The organism is Nocardia sp. NPDC058705 (genome assembly GCF_042749305.1).
Taxonomy (GTDB): Bacteria; Actinomycetota; Actinomycetes; order Mycobacteriales; family Mycobacteriaceae; genus Nocardia.
Genome location: NZ_JBHYRN010000032.1, coordinates 55,840 through 72,034, shown reverse-complemented (window position 1 = coordinate 72,034; position 16,195 = coordinate 55,840). Strand labels below are relative to the sequence as shown.

At 66.2% G+C, this 16,195-nt stretch carries 17 protein-coding genes and 1 tRNA gene; 5 read left to right on the top strand and 13 right to left on the bottom strand.

Annotated features, from left to right (window positions below; all coding sequences use genetic code 11):
* Nucleotides 1–215 precede the first annotated feature (215 nt).
* A complete protein-coding gene (locus tag ACFW6D_RS27825) occupies nucleotides 216–1,142 on the bottom strand; it encodes an alpha/beta hydrolase (RefSeq protein WP_379332897.1) in 927 nt (308 codons plus the stop codon).
* 326 nt (nucleotides 1,143–1,468) lie between these two features.
* Here ACFW6D_RS27825 and ACFW6D_RS27820 point away from each other — a divergent pair, with 326 nt between their 5' ends.
* Complete coding sequence (locus ACFW6D_RS27820) at nucleotides 1,469–2,953, top strand: MDR family MFS transporter (protein ID WP_379332896.1); 1,485 nt, start codon at nucleotides 1,469–1,471, stop codon at nucleotides 2,951–2,953.
* A 60-nt stretch (nucleotides 2,954–3,013) separates the two neighbouring features.
* Here ACFW6D_RS27820 and ACFW6D_RS27815 read toward each other — a convergent pair whose 3' ends face one another.
* The 6 genes from ACFW6D_RS27815 to ACFW6D_RS27790 form a co-directional block, all read right to left on the bottom strand.
* Nucleotides 3,014–4,603, bottom strand: a complete 1,590-nt coding sequence (locus tag ACFW6D_RS27815; RefSeq protein ID WP_379332894.1) for a glycosyltransferase family 39 protein — start codon at nucleotides 4,601–4,603, stop codon at nucleotides 3,014–3,016.
* Between the two features lie 535 nt (nucleotides 4,604–5,138).
* A tRNA-Ala gene (locus ACFW6D_RS27810) sits at nucleotides 5,139–5,211 on the bottom strand.
* 97 nt (nucleotides 5,212–5,308) lie between these two features.
* Complete coding sequence (gene glpR, locus ACFW6D_RS27805) at nucleotides 5,309–6,307, bottom strand: gephyrin-like molybdotransferase receptor GlpR (protein WP_379332892.1); 999 nt, start codon at nucleotides 6,305–6,307, stop codon at nucleotides 5,309–5,311.
* A 136-nt stretch (nucleotides 6,308–6,443) separates the two neighbouring features.
* A complete protein-coding gene (locus ACFW6D_RS27800; protein WP_379332891.1) occupies nucleotides 6,444–7,094 on the bottom strand; it encodes a GNAT family N-acetyltransferase in 651 nt (216 codons plus the stop codon).
* A 12-nt stretch (nucleotides 7,095–7,106) separates the two neighbouring features.
* Nucleotides 7,107–8,366, bottom strand: coding sequence for a gephyrin-like molybdotransferase Glp (glp, locus tag ACFW6D_RS27795; protein ID WP_379332889.1), 1,260 nt, complete (start codon nucleotides 8,364–8,366; stop codon nucleotides 7,107–7,109).
* 39 nt (nucleotides 8,367–8,405) lie between these two features.
* Nucleotides 8,406–9,332, bottom strand: coding sequence for a UTP--glucose-1-phosphate uridylyltransferase (locus ACFW6D_RS27790; protein ID WP_379332887.1), 927 nt, complete (start codon nucleotides 9,330–9,332; stop codon nucleotides 8,406–8,408).
* A 119-nt stretch (nucleotides 9,333–9,451) separates the two neighbouring features.
* Between ACFW6D_RS27790 and ACFW6D_RS27785 the strand changes: the two genes are divergently transcribed.
* From ACFW6D_RS27785 to mscL, 4 genes are all read left to right on the top strand, one after another.
* The gene (locus ACFW6D_RS27785) at nucleotides 9,452–10,051 is read left to right on the top strand and encodes a 5-formyltetrahydrofolate cyclo-ligase (RefSeq protein ID WP_379332903.1); all 600 of its coding nucleotides are present in this window, start codon (nucleotides 9,452–9,454) and stop codon (nucleotides 10,049–10,051) included.
* A 71-nt stretch (nucleotides 10,052–10,122) separates the two neighbouring features.
* On the top strand, nucleotides 10,123–10,428 hold the full coding sequence (locus tag ACFW6D_RS27780; protein ID WP_379332885.1) for an FmdB family zinc ribbon protein: 306 nt from the start codon (nucleotides 10,123–10,125) through the stop codon (nucleotides 10,426–10,428).
* An 89-nt stretch (nucleotides 10,429–10,517) separates the two neighbouring features.
* The gene (locus ACFW6D_RS27775; RefSeq protein ID WP_379332883.1) at nucleotides 10,518–11,186 is read left to right on the top strand and encodes an SAF domain-containing protein; all 669 of its coding nucleotides are present in this window, start codon (nucleotides 10,518–10,520) and stop codon (nucleotides 11,184–11,186) included.
* Between the two features lie 148 nt (nucleotides 11,187–11,334).
* Complete coding sequence (mscL, locus tag ACFW6D_RS27770; protein WP_379332881.1) at nucleotides 11,335–11,790, top strand: large conductance mechanosensitive channel protein MscL; 456 nt, start codon at nucleotides 11,335–11,337, stop codon at nucleotides 11,788–11,790.
* Nucleotides 11,791–11,865: 75 nt separating this feature from the next.
* Here mscL and ACFW6D_RS27765 read toward each other — a convergent pair whose 3' ends face one another.
* The 6 genes from ACFW6D_RS27765 to ACFW6D_RS27740 all read right to left on the bottom strand — a co-directional run bounded on the left by ACFW6D_RS27765 (nucleotide 11,866) and on the right by ACFW6D_RS27740 (nucleotide 16,169).
* The gene (locus tag ACFW6D_RS27765; protein ID WP_379332879.1) at nucleotides 11,866–12,525 is read right to left on the bottom strand and encodes an MspA family porin; all 660 of its coding nucleotides are present in this window, start codon (nucleotides 12,523–12,525) and stop codon (nucleotides 11,866–11,868) included.
* A gap of 63 nt (nucleotides 12,526–12,588) precedes the next feature.
* Nucleotides 12,589–13,257, bottom strand: coding sequence for an MspA family porin (locus tag ACFW6D_RS27760; RefSeq protein WP_379332877.1), 669 nt, complete (start codon nucleotides 13,255–13,257; stop codon nucleotides 12,589–12,591).
* 268 nt (nucleotides 13,258–13,525) lie between these two features.
* A complete protein-coding gene (locus tag ACFW6D_RS27755; RefSeq protein WP_379332875.1) occupies nucleotides 13,526–14,185 on the bottom strand; it encodes an MspA family porin in 660 nt (219 codons plus the stop codon).
* A gap of 66 nt (nucleotides 14,186–14,251) precedes the next feature.
* On the bottom strand, nucleotides 14,252–14,932 hold the full coding sequence (locus ACFW6D_RS27750) for an MspA family porin (protein WP_379332873.1): 681 nt from the start codon (nucleotides 14,930–14,932) through the stop codon (nucleotides 14,252–14,254).
* Between the two features lie 524 nt (nucleotides 14,933–15,456).
* Nucleotides 15,457–15,678 carry a hypothetical protein gene (locus ACFW6D_RS27745; protein WP_379332871.1) on the bottom strand — a complete coding sequence of 74 codons (222 nt, stop codon included), beginning with the start codon at nucleotides 15,676–15,678 and terminating at the stop codon, nucleotides 15,457–15,459.
* On the bottom strand, nucleotides 15,675–16,169 hold the full coding sequence (locus ACFW6D_RS27740) for a molybdenum cofactor biosynthesis protein B (protein WP_228537147.1): 495 nt from the start codon (nucleotides 16,167–16,169) through the stop codon (nucleotides 15,675–15,677). Before ACFW6D_RS27740 ends, ACFW6D_RS27745 begins: the two co-directional genes overlap by 4 nt.
* Nucleotides 16,170–16,195 lie beyond the last annotated feature (26 nt).

The following is a 16,195-nucleotide window of genomic DNA, read 5'->3' as shown; positions in this document are numbered from 1 at the left end:
CTCCAGCAACGGCGGCTAACTCGCGGCCCCCCAGGGGCCGCGCTCGAGCGCGCCAGCGCTCCAAAAACACAGCCCCAAACCACAGGGACTACCCAAACCCCCGCAGCCCTGCCCAAACACCCGTCCCAGAACTACCCAAACCCCCGCAGCTGTGCCGCACACCCCCGGCCCTACTCACCCCGACCTCACCCAATAAATCACCCCGGAACGACTCCTCACCCAATGGCAGCAGCCAAATGCGGCCAGGCCTCATGCAAATCAGCCTCGAACTGCCCCCAAGTATGCGACCCGGTCGGCCGGTGAACATGCACAGCCGGAATCCCCAACTGCCCCAACCGCCCCGCAAACGCCGCCGTGCACGCCCCAGCAAGCGTCTCGATCGGCGGCATCGGCAACCCCCGATCCGCCGCACCCGGCAACCCCGTCGCCGCCGACAGGAAAATAGCCTTCCCCGCCAGCCGCCCCGCATTGGCGAACACATCGTGCTCCTGCCACCCCGGCCCACCAGGAATCCCCCACATGTTCCCCGGATTCCCCCCACCACGCACCGCCTGCGCACTGGCCATCGCGATCCCCAACGGATCCGAAGCCCACGGACACCCGCTCAACGCCGCCACCGCAGAAAACCGCGAACCACTCTGAATAGCCAGGTCCAGCGCCGACGACGCACTCATCGACACGCCCGCGATCGCATTGCGCCCACTCGTATCGAGCGCACCGTCGATCACCCCCGGCAACTCCTGGGTCAGATACGTCTCCCACCGCACCCGCCCGACGCCCGGATCATCGGAAATCCAGTCGGTGTACAGCGTGAACGCGCCCCCCACCGGCATCACCACGTTCACGAACTTGTCGGCGAAGAAGTTGCGGACATCGGTGTTGTCCCACCACGAGATCCCGTCGGCCCCGCCGCCTGCCCCCGTGAGCAGGTACAACGTGGGCGCCCCTGCCCCCGCCGCCTTGATCACCTTGTTCTGGATAACCCGCCCCATCGCGGGCGAATACACATCGATCTGAGCGGACCTGCCGCCCAACGGCGCCTCCCCCGCCACATGTGCCCCCGGATCGGCCGATGCCTTCGCACCACCGAGCGCGGCAACAATCGCGCACACCACAGCAAGCCAAGCTCTCGATGTAGTCACCGTTCCGGTATACCCCGCCAACCGGCCTCTCTATCGGGAAACACACCGACCTTTCACCAGTCGGAATGCGGCAGTGACCAGGGTCACCATCGCGTGTTCGATTCAGTTCGAAACCCTCTCAGCCTGCATTTTTCATCCCGAACCGTTCGTCGGCCGATGGGAAAACCAGGTGATTTGTGTCGTACCCGACCGGAATACTGACCGTCGCCCGATGAGTTGGACCGACGGAACCCGTCTTTTCTCGTGTGGTGCCGGGACGCGATCGACTCGGCATCGGGCCACAGCTCACGCCCGCCGAATCCACCATGCTTCCCGGAGGTAACCCGATGTCCGCCGATATATCCCCACCGATGACGAAGGGCAAGACACCGACCGTCATCCGCGTGCTGGTCCTGGCGACCTTCGTGGTGATTCTCAACGAGACCATCATGATCAACGCGATCCCGCGCCTGATGGCCGATCTGCACGTCACCGAGGTGGCCGCGCAGTGGGTGTCCACCGCGTTCATGCTGACGATGGCCGCGATCATCCCCACCACCGGCTGGTTCCTGCAGCGGGTCACGACCCGCCAGGCCTATGCGGCCGCGATGGGCGTGTTCATCGCGGGCACCGTCATCTCGGCACTCGCGCCGACCTTCGCGGTGCTGCTGATCGGCCGGATCATCCAAGCCGGTGGCACCGCGGTGATGATGCCGCTGCTGATGACCACCCTGATGACCGTCGTGGCCGAGCAGGACCGTGGTCGCGTGATGGGCAACGTCACCCTGGCCATCTCGGTCGCGCCTGCCATGGGACCGGTCGTCTCCGGGCTGATCCTGCAGATCGATATCCCGGGGATCGACTCGTGGCGGTTGCTGTTCGTGGCGATGCTGCCGATCGCCGGTGTGGTCACGTGGTTGGGTCTGCGTCAGCTCGAGAATGTCGGCGAACCGCAGCCCGGCGTGCTCGACCTGCCCAGCGTGGCGCTGGCCGCGCTCGGCTTCGGTGGTCTGGTGTTCGGTCTGAGCAAGTTCCACGGTGACAGCTACACCGTCGCGGCACTGATCACCGCCGGTGGTATCGCGCTGATCGCCTTGTTCGCAGTGCGTCAGGTCTACTTGCAGCGCAACGGAACTCCGCTGCTGGATCTGCGGGTGCTGTTGCAGGGCACCTACACCAAGGCGCTGGTCCTGATGTCGATCGCGTTCCTGGCGATGATGGGCTCGATGATCCTGCTGCCGCTGTACATGCAGAACCTGCGCGGGCTCAGCGCCTTCGAGACCGGTCTGCTCGTCATGCCCGGCGGTCTGGCCATGGGTCTGCTCGGACCCACGGTCGGCAAGCTGTTCGACAAGTTCGGTGGCCGCATGCTGGTGATCCCCGCCTCGATCGGCATCACCGCCTCGCTGTTCGGGTTCACCCAGGTCTCGCTGACCATGCCGTACTGGCAGCTGCTCGGCCTGCACATCCTGATGATGATCTCGCTGGCCGCGGCCTTCACTCCGGTCTTCACGCTGGGTCTCGGCGCCCTGCCGATGAACCTCTACTCGCACGGCAGCTCGATGCTCGGCACCATCCAGCAGGTGGCCGCCGCGTTCGGCACCGCCCTGGTGGTCACGGTCATGTCGGCCCGCAGCACCTCGCTCATCGCCGAGGGCACCCCGCCGGTCGACGCCACCCTCGACGGCATGCGCCTTGCCTTCCTGATCTCGGCCCTGCTGGCCCTGATCGTGATCGCGATGGCGGTGCTGCTGCCCAACCGCGCGGCCCTCGACCCGCACGCCGCGCCTGTGCAGGACGACGCGGACGAGCCGGAGCTGATCAAGAACTGACGCCGAACTCGAACGAAAGAACCCCCTGCCGCGCGCTCGCGACCGGGGGTTCTTCGTATCTCAGTGTGTCGGGCGGGTTGTGGTGTTGGGATCTCGCCAGAGCCCGAGATCGAAGTACAGGGTGGTCATGGTGTCCCACATGGTCGACCACTGCTGCTTCGGGCCTTTGCAGACCCAGACTGCGGTCATGCGGTCGATGCCGGGGGTGCCCATCGGGTCGTCGAGGTGCACGATGCGCTCCACCTCGTCGAAACGGGATCGCAAGTCCGCCTCGGCGGTATCGAGTCCGACGTAGACCACCGAGGTGGCCGAGTTCGGCGGCGGACCGAAGAAGCCGAAGCCGCGGCTCGGGCTGTAGGTGGCGGGCAGGCCGTACTGTCTGCCGAACTGTTCGACCGCACCTGCCTGCGGATAGCCTTGCGCGACAATGACACTGGCGGCCTTCTCTTCGGGCGTCAGCGTGGCATAACCGTCATTGACAGCGTCGACCATCAACGACCAGTTGGTGTTACCGAAGAATGCCGTCTTGAGTCCGAGATCGAGGGCATTATCGGCCTGACTACGCCAGCTGGGCGACAGCGGAATCACGGTGAGAGTGACGACGGTCGTCAGTACCGAGGCCGCGGCGATCGGTACCAGCGCGAGGTTCATCCATCGTTTCCGGTCGTACTGCCAGAGACCGACGGCACCGAAAGCGAACATGGCAGGGAACAGGCCACCCGGGTAATAGGGCCTACCGTGCGTGATCATGACGAACACGGTCATGATCACCAGCGCCACCGGGATGAAGCGATAGGGGCGCAGCGACTCCTGCTTGAACGCCGCCCAGAGACCGATGGCGAGCAGCAAGGTACCCATGATGCCGGCCAGAATGGGGAACTGCGGCAGGAATCCGATCGGGCCGTAACCGGTGGCATCCTGTTCCGCGCCGATGACCGAGCCCATGGCCAGCTGGGGCCAGTTGTGCTGGGACTGCCAGTAGAGAATCGGGATCAGGGACGCGGCGAGGATGCCGGTCGCCACCCACAGCGCGGGGCGGCGCAGCACTTCGCGGGGACCGCACACGATGACCGCCAGGCCCAGGCACGCCCAGACGATGGGGATCATCCACTTCACCTGCATATCCAGCGCGGCAACGAGTCCCGCGACGACGATCAGCCAGTCCTGGCGGGTGCGCACCCAGCGAATCAACAGCCAGGTGATCACGGCGGTGAGAGTGGCGTCGAAGGAGAAGGTGCTCAAGACGACTTGATTGGCCGCCAGACCCGACAGCGCGTAGGCGGCGGCGGCGAGCATCTGGACGCGGTGGTTGCCGCGGAGTTCGTAGGCGATCAGCCCGGCCACGATCACCGCGCCCACGCACATCAGCACGGCTGGGAAGCGCAGCGCCGTCACCGATCCCGGTGCGAGCTGGTCGGCGATCCAGGCGAACATCGGCACGATCACGCCCTGGTCGGCGTAGGTGTAGTCCAGTCGACGTCCGGCCGAGAGGAAATAGAGCTCGTCGCCGAAGTAGTCGTATCGCCCGGCTGTCAACGTCATCACGATGGCGGTGATCGAAGCGATCACCGCGATTCCACGCACTTCGAGCGACGGGTGGGTATTCGGAATATCTTCCGGCTCGATACGAGCCTCGATGACCGCTGTCATGAACTGTCTCTGACTACTTTCCAACAGACGCGTTCGACGCCCCCTCCCGTTGGTGGCGTCGCATCTGTTCGCTGGTGAACCGATTCCTCCCCGGCAGCGAACTTGATGAGCGCGGGCGCTCGCGGTCCTGCGCGGCTTATTCAGATTTATCAAAACGTTAGCTTCTACCCATCATCTCCGCAAATAAACTTTTCACCAATAGCTAATGGCTGTGAATAGACATAAGACAGTGTGCACGACCACTATGACCTGGGAAATCAATTCCGGGCGGGGAGAATGTGACGCAACCCTCAGCCGGAATCGGTAACGCTCCGGCTAACCCCCGGTCGGCAGCCGGGCGTGCCCCCGAAACAATGGGCTGGCGCGCCCGGAAAAATGCAGAGTGAACCTTTCACCATGCACTGTGTTATTGATCGCACCGAAATGTAAATGCCCCTCACGTACCGGCATTTGTTCATCCGCCGTTCAAGCAATCATCGGCACCCCGGCCGACGAAAAACGCCGCCCGACCTGATGGTCGAGCGGCGTCATCTTGTGGAGCTAAGGGGAATCGAACCCCTGACCTTCTCGATGCGAACGAGACGCGCTACCAACTGCGCTATAGCCCCGTGCGGCTCTGGTGAACCGCGCTGTGACACTGTATCAGGGGTTGCGCCCCGATACCGAATCGGTACTCTGACCTGCTGATTTGCGTGGTTGCACCAGTTACTCGCCGACGGCTTGACCGAGGTCTTCGACCCGGTTGCGTAGTGCGCGAGAAGTGGCCGGATCGAAGATCTCGAGGAACTCGAACCTCGGGTCCTCGTCGTCGGTGTCGAGCAGGGTGGAGCGGCGGCGCAGGGCGCGTGCGGTGTCGCGGTCCATCGTGCGCCGGGTGGTGGCCGCCTCAGGGGTCGCCTCGGCGGCTTCCTGACGCCTGCCACGGGTGAGGCGGGCCGCGCGCCTGCGCCGGATCTCCTCCTCCACGTGGACCTGCTTACGTAAATACGCGAGGTAGCCGGCGAGCACGGCGGCAGAGAGGCCACACGCCCACCAGAACATCGAGTTGAGCAGCAGCCCGAACGCGGCGAACAGGATCAGGCCGATGATCAGGCCCATGACCGCGCGCTGACGGAAGCTGTAGCGGGCGGCGCGGGCGATGGCGTCGGCTTCAGGGTCGTAGCCGCCGCGACCGCGACGCGTGGGGGTGAACCCGTCGTCCTCGAACTCGGCGTCGTCGTCCTCGGCTACGAGGTCGTCGAGGCGAGCCGGCGGCGCGGGCGGGATGCGCGCGGCGACGGGCGGCTCCTCGTCGACTTGCGCCGAGATCGACTCCGCCGCAGCATCTTCCGACACATCGTCGTCGAGATCTGCTGTTGTGGTGGACTCTTCGACGTTGTCGGTGTCCGCTGCGTCGAGTTCGACTGCGGGGTTCAGCTTTTCGTCGTCGTCTTCGGTGACGGGCTCTTCGGACGTCATCCGATCCTCCGAATCAGTACGGTGGGGGCGCTTGTTCAGCACACGGGGTCGGTAATCGGGGTCACTCTCGTGACCGCCCGCGGCCCCGATGCGGATCCGTCGTTCGGCCCCGCCACGGTGCAGCACGCGTGTGGCGAGCGCGGCATCGGTGGTGCGACGGATCCGGGGATGCCGGTCCGCCATGATCGGGAACAGGACGAAGACCCACAGCACCACCAGTCCGATCCACAGGATCGAGTTCGGCATCGCGGTCATCACCTCCCGTCCCCACCTACGTGTTGTCCATCTGTGGACGCACCACTGACGTCCGTAGGTTAATTCGGGCAGACGCGCCCGTGTGGCAGGCGCGCCGTGCACACCTGCCACATGAGTAACAGAAATTTCACGGCTGCGCCGCCCGACCCTCCCTGACCAGGCGATCCACCACGGTGCCCATAACCTCTTCGACAGTCAACCCGACCAGAAGGTGGTCGCGCCACGCGCCGTCGACATCGAGGTAGCGGCGCAACATGCCCTCTTCCCGGAAGCCGACATTGCGCAGAACCGCTTGGCTGGCAAGGTTTTCCGGCCGCACCGTCGCCTCGACGCGATGCAGGCCGACCGGGCCGAAGCAGTGGTCGAGACCCAGCGCCAGCGCGGCCGTCGCCACCCCTTGACCGCCCAGGTCCTTGGCCACCCAGTAGCCGATCCAGCCCGAACGCAGCGCGCCGCGCACGATGTTGCCGATGGTGAGCTGACCGCTGAACTGCCCGTCGACCTCGATGACCAGCGGGATCATCGCCCCGCGCCGGGCCTCGGCCTTCAAACTCGTCCACAGCGACGGCCAGTTCGACGCGTGATTGCGCGCCTCCCAGCTGCCGCGTCCGGTCGGTTCCCAGCGCTCGAGGTGGTCGCGGTCGCGCAACCGGATCCGGCTCCACGCGGCGGCATCGCGGAAACGCACGGGCCGCAGGGTCACCTTGCCGCCCGCCACCGTCACCGGGCCGAGCCGAGCGGGCCATCCGGGATGCTGTCCGGCCCGGAATACGTTCATGGAGTCCACTTTTCAGCCGCGCTGCGCCAGGAACGCGACCTGCACTTCGTCACCGGTGCGGAAATCGGTGTCGTCGGGTTCCACCACGATCAGGCTGTTGGCCTCGGCGAGGGTCACCAGCAGGTGCGAGGAGCCGCCGTTGCCGTTGCCCAGCGGCTGCACCAGGTAGTCGCCGGTCGCCTCGTCGCGCAGCAGTTGCGCGCGCAGGTAGCCCTTGCGGCCCGGCATCGAGGTGATGGGAGTGATGGTGCGGGCGCTGACAATTCGACGCATCGGCTGGCGACGGCCGAGTGCGATCCTGATCAGCGGACGCACCATCACCTCGAACACCACCAGCGCGCTCACCGGATTCGCGGGCAGCAGGAAGGTGGGTACCTCGTCGCGACCGAGTCGGCCGAAGCCCTGGACCGAGCCGGGGTGCATCGCCACCCGGTCGACCTCGAGTTCGCCGAGCCCGTCGAGCGCCTCGCGGATCTGATCGGAGGCCCAGCCGCCGACCGCGCCCGCGATCACCACGACCTCCGAACGCACCAGCTGTCCTTCGACCACGTCACGCAGCCTGCGCGGATCGGCGCTGACGATGCCGACCCGGTTCACATCGGCGCCCGCGTCACGCGCGGCGGCCGCGAGGGCATAGGAGTTCACGTCGTAGACCTGGCCGGGGCCGGGCGTGCGATCGATGTCGATGAGTTCGCCGCCGATGGAGATCACCGACAGCCGAGGACGCGGATGCACGAGTACCTTGTCCTGGCCGACCGCGGCGAGCAGACCCACCTGGGCCGCGCCGATGATCGTGCCCGCGCGCACGGCCACGTCCCCGGGCTGCACGTCGTCGCCGACCCGGCGGACGTAGTCGCCCGAGCGAACCGGCTCGAACACCTTGATCCTGGCCCGCCCACCGTCGGTGAACTCCACCGGCAGCACGGCATCGGCCAGGGTCGGCAGCGGCGCACCGGTGTCGACCCGCACGGTCTGGCGCGGCTGCAAGCGGATGGGCTGGCGCGAACCGGCCACCACCTCGCCGACCACGGGCAGGGTGAGGTCGATCAGCTCGCCCTCTTCGTCACGCACGTCCACGCCCGCGGCGGTGACATCGACGCTGCGCACCGCGTACCCGTCGATGGCGGCCTGATCGAAGCCGGGCAGCGGTCGCTCGGTGACGACGTCCTCGGCGCACAGCAAACCCTGGGCCTCCGATATCGCCACCCGGACCGGCCGGGGTGCGACCGCAGCCGCGGTGACCTTGATCAGCTGATCCTCAACCGAGCGCATCGAGCTCCTGAATCTATGGCGGCGGCGTTTCTACCGCGTTTAGGCGACGGGCGACTGTGGATCCCATTCCGGACTGAGCCGGAAGTTCAGCCACTCGCGCAACTGCGGGCCGTATTCGTCCCGCTCGAGGGCGAAATCCACAGCAGCTCGAAGATAACCGCCCGGGTTGCCCAAGTCGTGGCGCGACCCACGGTGGACCACCACGTGCACCGGGTGGCCCTCGGCGATCAGCAGGGCGATGGCATCGGTGAGCTGCAGTTCCCCGCCCGCGCCCGGGGTGATGCGGCGCAGTGCGTCGAAGATCACTCGGTCGAGCAGGTAGCGGCCCGCGGCGGCCAGGGTCGAGGGCGCGTCGGCGAGGTCGGGCTTCTCGACCATGCCCTTCACGCGCAGCACGTCGGTCTCGGCATTGTCGGCGCATTCCTCGACGTCGAAGACACCGTAGGCGCTGACCTGGGATTTGGGCACGTCGATGGCGCACAGCACGGAGCCACCACGTTCGCGACGGACCCGGCTCATCGTCTCGAGCACGCCGCACGGCAGCACCAGATCGTCGGGCAGCAGGACGGCGATGGCCAACTCGTCGTCGTCGAGCACGGACTCGGCCTGGGCGACCGCGTGGCCGAGGCCCAGCGGTTCCTCCTGCACGACCGAGGTCACGTCGAGCAGGCCGGGGGCCTTGCGCACCTTCTCCAGCAGCGCGAACTTGCCGCGCTCGGCCAGGGTGCTCTCCAGGACGAGGTCCTCGACGAAGTGCGCGACGACGCCGTCCTTACCGGGCGAGGTCACGATCACCAGGCGATCGGCACCGGAATCGGCGGCTTCCGCGGCGACCAGCTCGATGCCGGGGGTATCGACCACCGGGAGCAATTCCTTGGGCACCGTCTTGGTGGCAGGCAGAAACCGCGTCCCGAGTCCGGCCGCGGGTACCACCGCAGTGCGGAAACCGGAAGTCTTGTCTGTCATGCGCATACCCTATCCATTCAGTGCCGTCCGATCGCCCGCGCGACGATCCGGCGTCGGCAAGAGCTTAGGAGACGTCGGCTCGCCGCACACCTGTGCAGACTAAGGTGGTCGCTGTGGAGATGCCCGGTGAGCGCACCAAATATGCGTGGCGCCGCGAGATCCTTGCCACTCGCGCACAGGTGAGCCCCGCCGAACACGCCGTCGAGGCGGCCGCGCTCGCGACCTCGACAGCCCGCCTCACCGGGGTAGATGACGTTGTGTGCGCTTACGTTCCGGTCCGTGGCGAACCCGGCGATCTGCGCATGCTCGACGCGCTGTGCGAACACGGCGCCACAGTGTTGCTGCCGGTGACCGGCGAGCCGGGTCCGCTGAGTTGGGCGCGCTACGAGGGCGCGGATTCCTTGCGAAAGGCCCGCTACGGCCTGCTCGAACCCGCCACCGAGACACTGCCGCCCGCGACGGTGGCCGAGGCCGCCACGATCCTGGTTCCCGCGCTCGCGGTGGATCGGCGCGGGGTGCGGCTCGGGCGCGGGGCGGGGTATTACGACCGGACGCTGGGCGCGGCCCGCGCGGAGGTGCGGCTCATCGCTGTTGTCCGGGATAATGAACTGGTCGACCGGCTTCCCGAGGAACCGCACGATCGGCGAATGGGTTGGGCGCTCACCCCCGGCGGTGGCCTGCGACAGCTGGGCCGCGACCTCCCCGTTTCGCCGGAATGAAACGGCGATTCGCGACGTTGGCAGTGTCGGCGGTAGAGTGCTAGATCGACGAGAGACTTGCGGAGGATCCTGTGCCAACTTATTCGTACGCGTGCACCGAGTGTGACAACCGCTTCGACATCGTTCAGTCCTTCTCCGACGACACACTGACGGAATGCCCGCAGTGCTCCGGGAAGCTGCGCAAGCTGTTCAACTCGGTCGGCATCGTGTTCAAGGGCAGCGGTTTCTACCGCACCGACAGCCGTGGTGGCGCGTCCACCGCGAGTGAACCGGCGAAGACATCGTCCGATGGCGCGAGCACCAGCAACGGCAACGGAAATTCTTCGTCGAGCCCGAGTACGCCGAGCACCAGCTCCACTCCGGCCGCCGCCAGCTGACTTTTCCCCAGTTATCCACAGCCCCGTAGTTATCCACAGGCGGGGCTTTCGGCGACTTTTCCGACCGGCCGCGGTTCTACGCTTTCGCTATGACTCGCAGCCTCGCCGATCTGGGACGTGGTAGTTCCTGGCGCTTCGCCCTCGGTAACCGTCCGGCCTGGGCCGATGCGCTCCTCGCCCGGCGCATCGCCGCCGCCGTACTCGCGGTCGCCGCCGTGGTGTTGTTCGTGCGTGGCGACCCCGGCGGAGCCAAGGTGGACGTGGTTGTCGCGGCCCGCGATCTCGCGCCGGGCAGGCTGCTCACCGCCGACGATCTGCGCGTCGATCAGCACGAATCCCGCTCGATGCCAACAGGTTCCGTCGGTGCGACCGCTCCCTTGCTCGGCGCGACACTGACCGGCGCCATGCACGCGGGCGAGACCTTCACCGATCTGCGAGTGGTGGGCCCACGGCTGGCCGCCGCGGCCGCGGGCAGTGCCGATGCGCGCATCGTGCCGATCCGATTGGCCGATGCGGCGGTGGCTGAGGTGTTGCGGGCGGGCGACCGGGTCGATGTGGTCGGCGTCGAGGACGCGGGCGGACCGGGGGCGAGCGCGCCCGCACGGACGCTGGCCACCGACGCGGCGGTCGTGCTCGTCACTGCCACGGGTGATCGGCGCGGAGCGGAGCGGGTGGTCCTGCTCGCGTTGGACACCGAATACGCCACCGCGGTCGCCGGTGCGTCGTTACGAACGGCACTGACTGTCGTCTTCCACTGACTGTTTGACGGTCGCCCGTGATGCAGTTCGCGAGAAATTTGCCCTGACTCTCGATACCATCGCAGAGGAACCAAGCACCACCGTTTCAGATCATTCGACAGGGAGTCCAGCGCCCCGGGCCGGCTCCTCCACGAAGGAGACATCGGCAATGCTCAAAGGTTTCAGAGATTTCCTGCTCCGCGGCAACGTAGTGGACCTGGCGGTCGCCGTCGTGATCGGCACGGCGTTCGTCGCGATCGTCACCGCGTTCACCGACGGGATCATCAATCCACTGCTGGCCGTGTTCGGTGACTCGAACCAGAAGGGGCTCGGGTTCCAGCTCATCGCGGACAAACCGGCCACCTTCATCGAGGTCGGACCGATCATCACCGCGGGGATCAACTTCCTGATGGTTGCCGCGATCCTGTACTTCGTCCTGGTCGTGCCCGCCACCATGACCAAGAAGCGGTTCTCCAAGGCCGATGAGGCGCTCTCCGACAACGAGCTGCTCATCGAGATCCGGGACCTGCTGGCCATGCAGAACAGCCGGTCGAACGGCAACGGCAACGGCAAACACAGCGCGGTGGCCGAACCGCGAACCGATGCCGATGATCGCACGCTCTGAATTGAGCTGTGGGACAGCAGGATCGGGGCCCGCTCCGTGGAGCAGACCCCGATCCGGTCGAGCAGCCTTGTTCGCTCAGCCCAAGCTGAACGGTGCGCCCCACAGGGTCACCCAGCTCATCACGTTGTCTGTTTCCACCTCGACGCTCACGAAGGCGCGAGCCTGGGCGTAGCCGCCGCAGCCGGACAGGCCGATGGTTTCATCAGCCCAGGTCACCGAGCCCGAGCCGTTCTTGAAGGCGTTGCGGGTCTTGTGGGATTCGTTGCCGAAGTCGTCGGCCATTTCCAGGTCGAGGACGTAGAAGGACTTCGACTGGCCGGGTCCGAGCGAGAGTTCGCCGCCGGTGGTGACTTTGTCGAGGCTCACACCCTGGTCGTTGGCCGATCCTTCAGCACCGCCGGTGGCACCGCCACCGGCGATGTTGACCTGGCAGCCCACGGTGTAACCGGGGAAGATCTTGCCGCTGCCGCCGCCGGATACCGACACCTGCGCACTACCGGAAACCCAGGCATTGCGGTGCGCGGGAGTGGCACCCATCGACGGATTGATATTGGCCGACTCGCCGACCAGCGCGATGTCGACCACGGTGCCGTCGGACAGCGTCTTGCTGATGTGGCCGCCCGGCAGTGGAACGAAGGTGTCGGCATTGGCCGCACCCGTGGACAGCAAACCCAACGCCACGGTCGCCGCAGCCGTGAAACCGGCCGTGCGCGCCATGCTCTTACGGTTGATCATCACAGTGACCCCTCGAGGGTGAATTCGTGTGAACGAGAAAGAGTTTCGGTTCCGGACGCGCGATCAGCCGATGCTGAACGGTGCTCCGTACAGCGTGGTCTTGGAGTAGTGGTCGCCGATGATCTCGACCACCGAGTAGGACCGTGCCTGCGCGTATCCGGCGCAGCCCTGAATCTGGATCTCGGCATCCTGGTACTCGACCGAGTAGACGCCCGGCTTCAGAATGTCCTTGGCGTCGATCTGCACGAAAGCGACTTGGCCGGGTCCGAGGTTCAGGCCGATCGAGCCACCGGCACTGGCGCCCGTGGTCGACACGCCACCCGACAGACCGGCGCTGACCGCATCATCGCCGATGCTCACCTGGCATCCGACGAGGTAACCCGTATTCAGCTGCGACGCACCGTGCGTCGAAGAATTGTTGGAGCCGGGACGGTTGGACGCGCCGTTGTTCGGCCCGACCTCACCCTCCGGCGTGACCTGCACATCGGCGCGCGCGTTGCCCGATACCCACACGACGCGACCAGCACCGTTGGCGGCCAGCGACGGGGAGACAATGGCATGCTCGCCGGTACGACTCAAAGTGACACCGGGGCCGGACTTCTGGCCGTCCGGCAGCGGTACGAAGGTGTCCGCGTTGGCAGCACCTGCCGACAACAGGCCGATCGTCACGGCCACTGCGGCGCCTGCGCTCCACGCGCCACGACGCCTGCGGTTGGTGCGGTTCTCGCTCATTCTTCCCCTCGAGGTGTACGCAAATCCGACCTCGACCATCGAGGCCGATATCTGTGATGCGCCCGGACCCAGCTGGGGTGTGTCGGCGAGGACAGGCACCGCTGGCAACAGGACAGAACGCCTGCCGGGAAGTGGTTCGAGAAGCTGTGAATCGGATTCAACATAATGAGGCGGGCTCACATTGTCCAGCGCGACGACGTTGAACGCACAACAAAACGGGCCGGTCGCAGTAGCGACCGGCCCGTTTGTAGTTCGGGATGCGAACAGATCAGCCGAGGCTGAACGGAGCGCCCCACAGGGTCACCCAGGAGATGACGTTGTCGGTCTCGACCTCGACGGAGACGAAGGCACGCGCCTGCGCGTAGCCGGCGCAACCGGTCAGGCCGATGGTGGTGTCGGACCAGGTCACCGAGCCGGAGCCGTTCTTGAACTTGTTGTTCTTGCTGTGCGCCTCGGAACCGAAGTCGTCGGCGATTTCGCGGTCGAGGATGTAGAAGGACTTCGACTGGCCGGGGCCGAGCGACAGCTCGCCGCCGGTGCCGACGCCCGCGTCGACGTTGCCTTCCCAGTCGCTCTCGACCGAGCCGTCGCCGGACACGCCGCCGCCGGCGATGTTGACCTGGCAACCCACGGTGTAACCGGGGTAGATCTTGCCGGAGCCACCGTCGGAAACGGTGACCTGAGCGCTACCCGAGACCCACGCGTTGCGGTGGACCGGGGTGGAGCCCATCGACGGGCTGATGTTGGCCGACTCGCCGACCAGGGCGATGTCGACGACGGTGCCGTCGGACAGGGTCTTGGTGATGTGTCCGCCCGGCAGGGGAATGAAGGTATCGGCATTGGCCGCGCCCGTCGAGAACAGGCCGACGGCCACGGTGGCCGCAGCGCTGACGCCCGCCACCTTCGCCATGAACTTACGGTTGATCATAGGATTTGTCCCTCGATGATTGAGTTCGCCGCAGCGAGAAGAAGATTCGTGCCGGATCGAAAGACGTCAGCCGATGCTGAACGGCATGCCGTACAGGGTGGTCTTCGAGTAGTTGTCGCCGATGACCTCGACGACGGTGTACGCCCTGGCCTGCGCGTAGCCGGCGCAGCCCTGGATCTCGATTTCCGCGTCCTGGTAATCGATCGCGTACGTACCGGCCTTCAGGATGTCCTTCGAGCTGATCTGCACGAACTTCACTTCGCCGGGGCCGAGGTTGACGCCGATGGAGCCGCCCGCGGTCACGCCGCCGGTGCTCACACCGCCGGAGACACCCGCGCCGATGGCGTCATCGGCGATGCTCACCTGGCAGCCGACGATGTAGCCGGTGTTCAGCTGGGAGGTGCCGTGCGTCGACGAGTTGTTGGAGCCGGGACGGCCGGTCGGGCCGTTCCAGGGGCCGACCTCGCCCTCGGGGGTGTCGGTGACCTCGGCGATCGCGGTGCCCGAGACCCAGACGACGCGACCCGCGCCGTTGGCGGCCATCGACGGCGAGATCAGTGCGGACTCGTGCGTGCGGGTGATGGTCACGCCAGCAGGGCTGACCTTCTGGCCGTCCGGCAACGGCACGAAGGTATCGGCGTTGGCGGCACCGGTCGACAGCAGGCCCATGGCCACGGCGGCCGCGGCAGCGCCGACGCCCGCGGCACGGACGCCACGGCGCACACCGGTGGTGCGGTTCTCGCTCATACTTCCCCTCATCAGGTGTCTAACAGCCGACTTCGACTTTCGAAGCCGGACAAATGGACCTCACAGGGCCCAGATCAGTGTGTCGCCCCTTTGTTGCCGTTACGTAACCGACTGTTATTTCGGCGATACGGCGGGGCCGGTGTGGCGAACCCGAGCCAGGGTTCCACCGGGTGGTTCAACGCACAGAAGTCGGGCGTACTGCGTGGACCGATAGTTGGTGGCTCAATGGCGAACATTAAACGCCCGTCGGTGGATACAGCAACGAAAGAGTTCGTAAATTTCACTGTGAACCACCGCACACATTCGTACATCGCCACATGCCTTGACGTGCATTTATACACTCATGGAGGTTCCCGTCATGGGGACTTGACAGAAGAGGGTCTCCGGTAACGATCCGGTCCGTGGAACGACAAAAGACCACGCTTTCGCGTGGTCTCGAGTATTTGTCCGCTCGCCGCGCGCACACGGAAAACGACTATTCGTACGCTGCCTATTACGTAGCGGCTACGTAGATAACGGGGCGATCACCCATGATGCGGCGGCACTTGCGACCGTAACCATTCATCGGCACCGGAGCCGCCCGAACCCTCGCCGCGCTCGTCACCGGTGGTTTCGGGCAATACGTCGCCGAAGATTCGCGCCAGCCGAGCCGCCTCGGCCGCTTTGCGCCGTAGTTCGTCGGCCGAAGTAGGTGTCCGACCCTGATCATCGGGGCCGGACACCGCATCGTGGGAGTGAGACGTCATTCGTCCAGACCGGACAGTTCGCCGATCACTTTGCTGGCCAGCGGGCCGAGGGTGGCCATGCCGTCGCGGACCGACGCGCGGGTACCCGGCAGGTTCACCACCAGGGTGCTGCCGGAGATGCCGGCGACGCCACGCGACAAGCCCGCGTCGAGCGATCCCGCGACCCGGCCGGACGCGCGCAGCGCCTCGGTGATGCCGGGCAGTTCACGGTCGAGTACCTGGGTGGTGGCCTCGGGGGTGATGTCGCGCGGCGACATGCCGGTGCCGCCGACCGAGATCACCAGGTCGACACCGCCGATCACCGCGGTGTTGAGCGCGTTGCGGATCTCGACCTCCTCGGCCTGCACCGTCACCGAGGCGTCGACGAGGAACCCGGCCTCGTTGAGCAATTCGGTGACGAGCGGTCCGAGCGAATCCACGCCGCCATGAGCCGTCCGATCGTCGACGACAACAACCAGTGCGCGCCCTGCCACGGGAGCATCGATGTCCATGGTCATCACCGTAGCGCTTACGCACG

What these genes read in the sequence shown, in the direction of transcription:
- glpR (WP_379332892.1), bottom strand. Translation starts at nt 6,307, where the DNA reads ATGCCGAACTCGATCCTGTGGATCGGACTGGTGGTGCTGTGGGTCTTC.
- ACFW6D_RS27775 (WP_379332883.1), top strand. Translation starts at nt 10,518, where the DNA reads ATGACTCGCAGCCTCGCCGATCTGGGACGTGGTAGTTCCTGGCGCTTC.
- ACFW6D_RS27760 (WP_379332877.1), bottom strand. Translation starts at nt 13,257, where the DNA reads ATGAGCGAGAACCGCACCAACCGCAGGCGTCGTGGCGCGTGGAGCGCA.
- glp (WP_379332889.1), bottom strand. Translation starts at nt 8,366, where the DNA reads ATGCGCTCGGTTGAGGATCAGCTGATCAAGGTCACCGCGGCTGCGGTC.
- ACFW6D_RS27755 (WP_379332875.1), bottom strand. Translation starts at nt 14,185, where the DNA reads ATGATCAACCGTAAGTTCATGGCGAAGGTGGCGGGCGTCAGCGCTGCG.
- ACFW6D_RS27765 (WP_379332879.1), bottom strand. Translation starts at nt 12,525, where the DNA reads ATGATCAACCGTAAGAGCATGGCGCGCACGGCCGGTTTCACGGCTGCG.
- ACFW6D_RS27820 (WP_379332896.1), top strand. Translation starts at nt 1,469, where the DNA reads ATGTCCGCCGATATATCCCCACCGATGACGAAGGGCAAGACACCGACC.
- ACFW6D_RS27750 (WP_379332873.1), bottom strand. Translation starts at nt 14,932, where the DNA reads ATGAGCGAGAACCGCACCACCGGTGTGCGCCGTGGCGTCCGTGCCGCG.
- ACFW6D_RS27790 (WP_379332887.1), bottom strand. Translation starts at nt 9,332, where the DNA reads ATGACAGACAAGACTTCCGGTTTCCGCACTGCGGTGGTACCCGCGGCC.
- ACFW6D_RS27745 (WP_379332871.1), bottom strand. Translation starts at nt 15,678, where the DNA reads ATGACGTCTCACTCCCACGATGCGGTGTCCGGCCCCGATGATCAGGGT.
- ACFW6D_RS27815 (WP_379332894.1), bottom strand. Translation starts at nt 4,603, where the DNA reads ATGACAGCGGTCATCGAGGCTCGTATCGAGCCGGAAGATATTCCGAAT.
- ACFW6D_RS27740 (WP_228537147.1), bottom strand. Translation starts at nt 16,169, where the DNA reads ATGGACATCGATGCTCCCGTGGCAGGGCGCGCACTGGTTGTTGTCGTC.
- ACFW6D_RS27800 (WP_379332891.1), bottom strand. Translation starts at nt 7,094, where the DNA reads ATGAACGTATTCCGGGCCGGACAGCATCCCGGATGGCCCGCTCGGCTC.
- ACFW6D_RS27785 (WP_379332903.1), top strand. Translation starts at nt 9,452, where the DNA reads ATGCCCGGTGAGCGCACCAAATATGCGTGGCGCCGCGAGATCCTTGCC.
- mscL (WP_379332881.1), top strand. Translation starts at nt 11,335, where the DNA reads ATGCTCAAAGGTTTCAGAGATTTCCTGCTCCGCGGCAACGTAGTGGAC.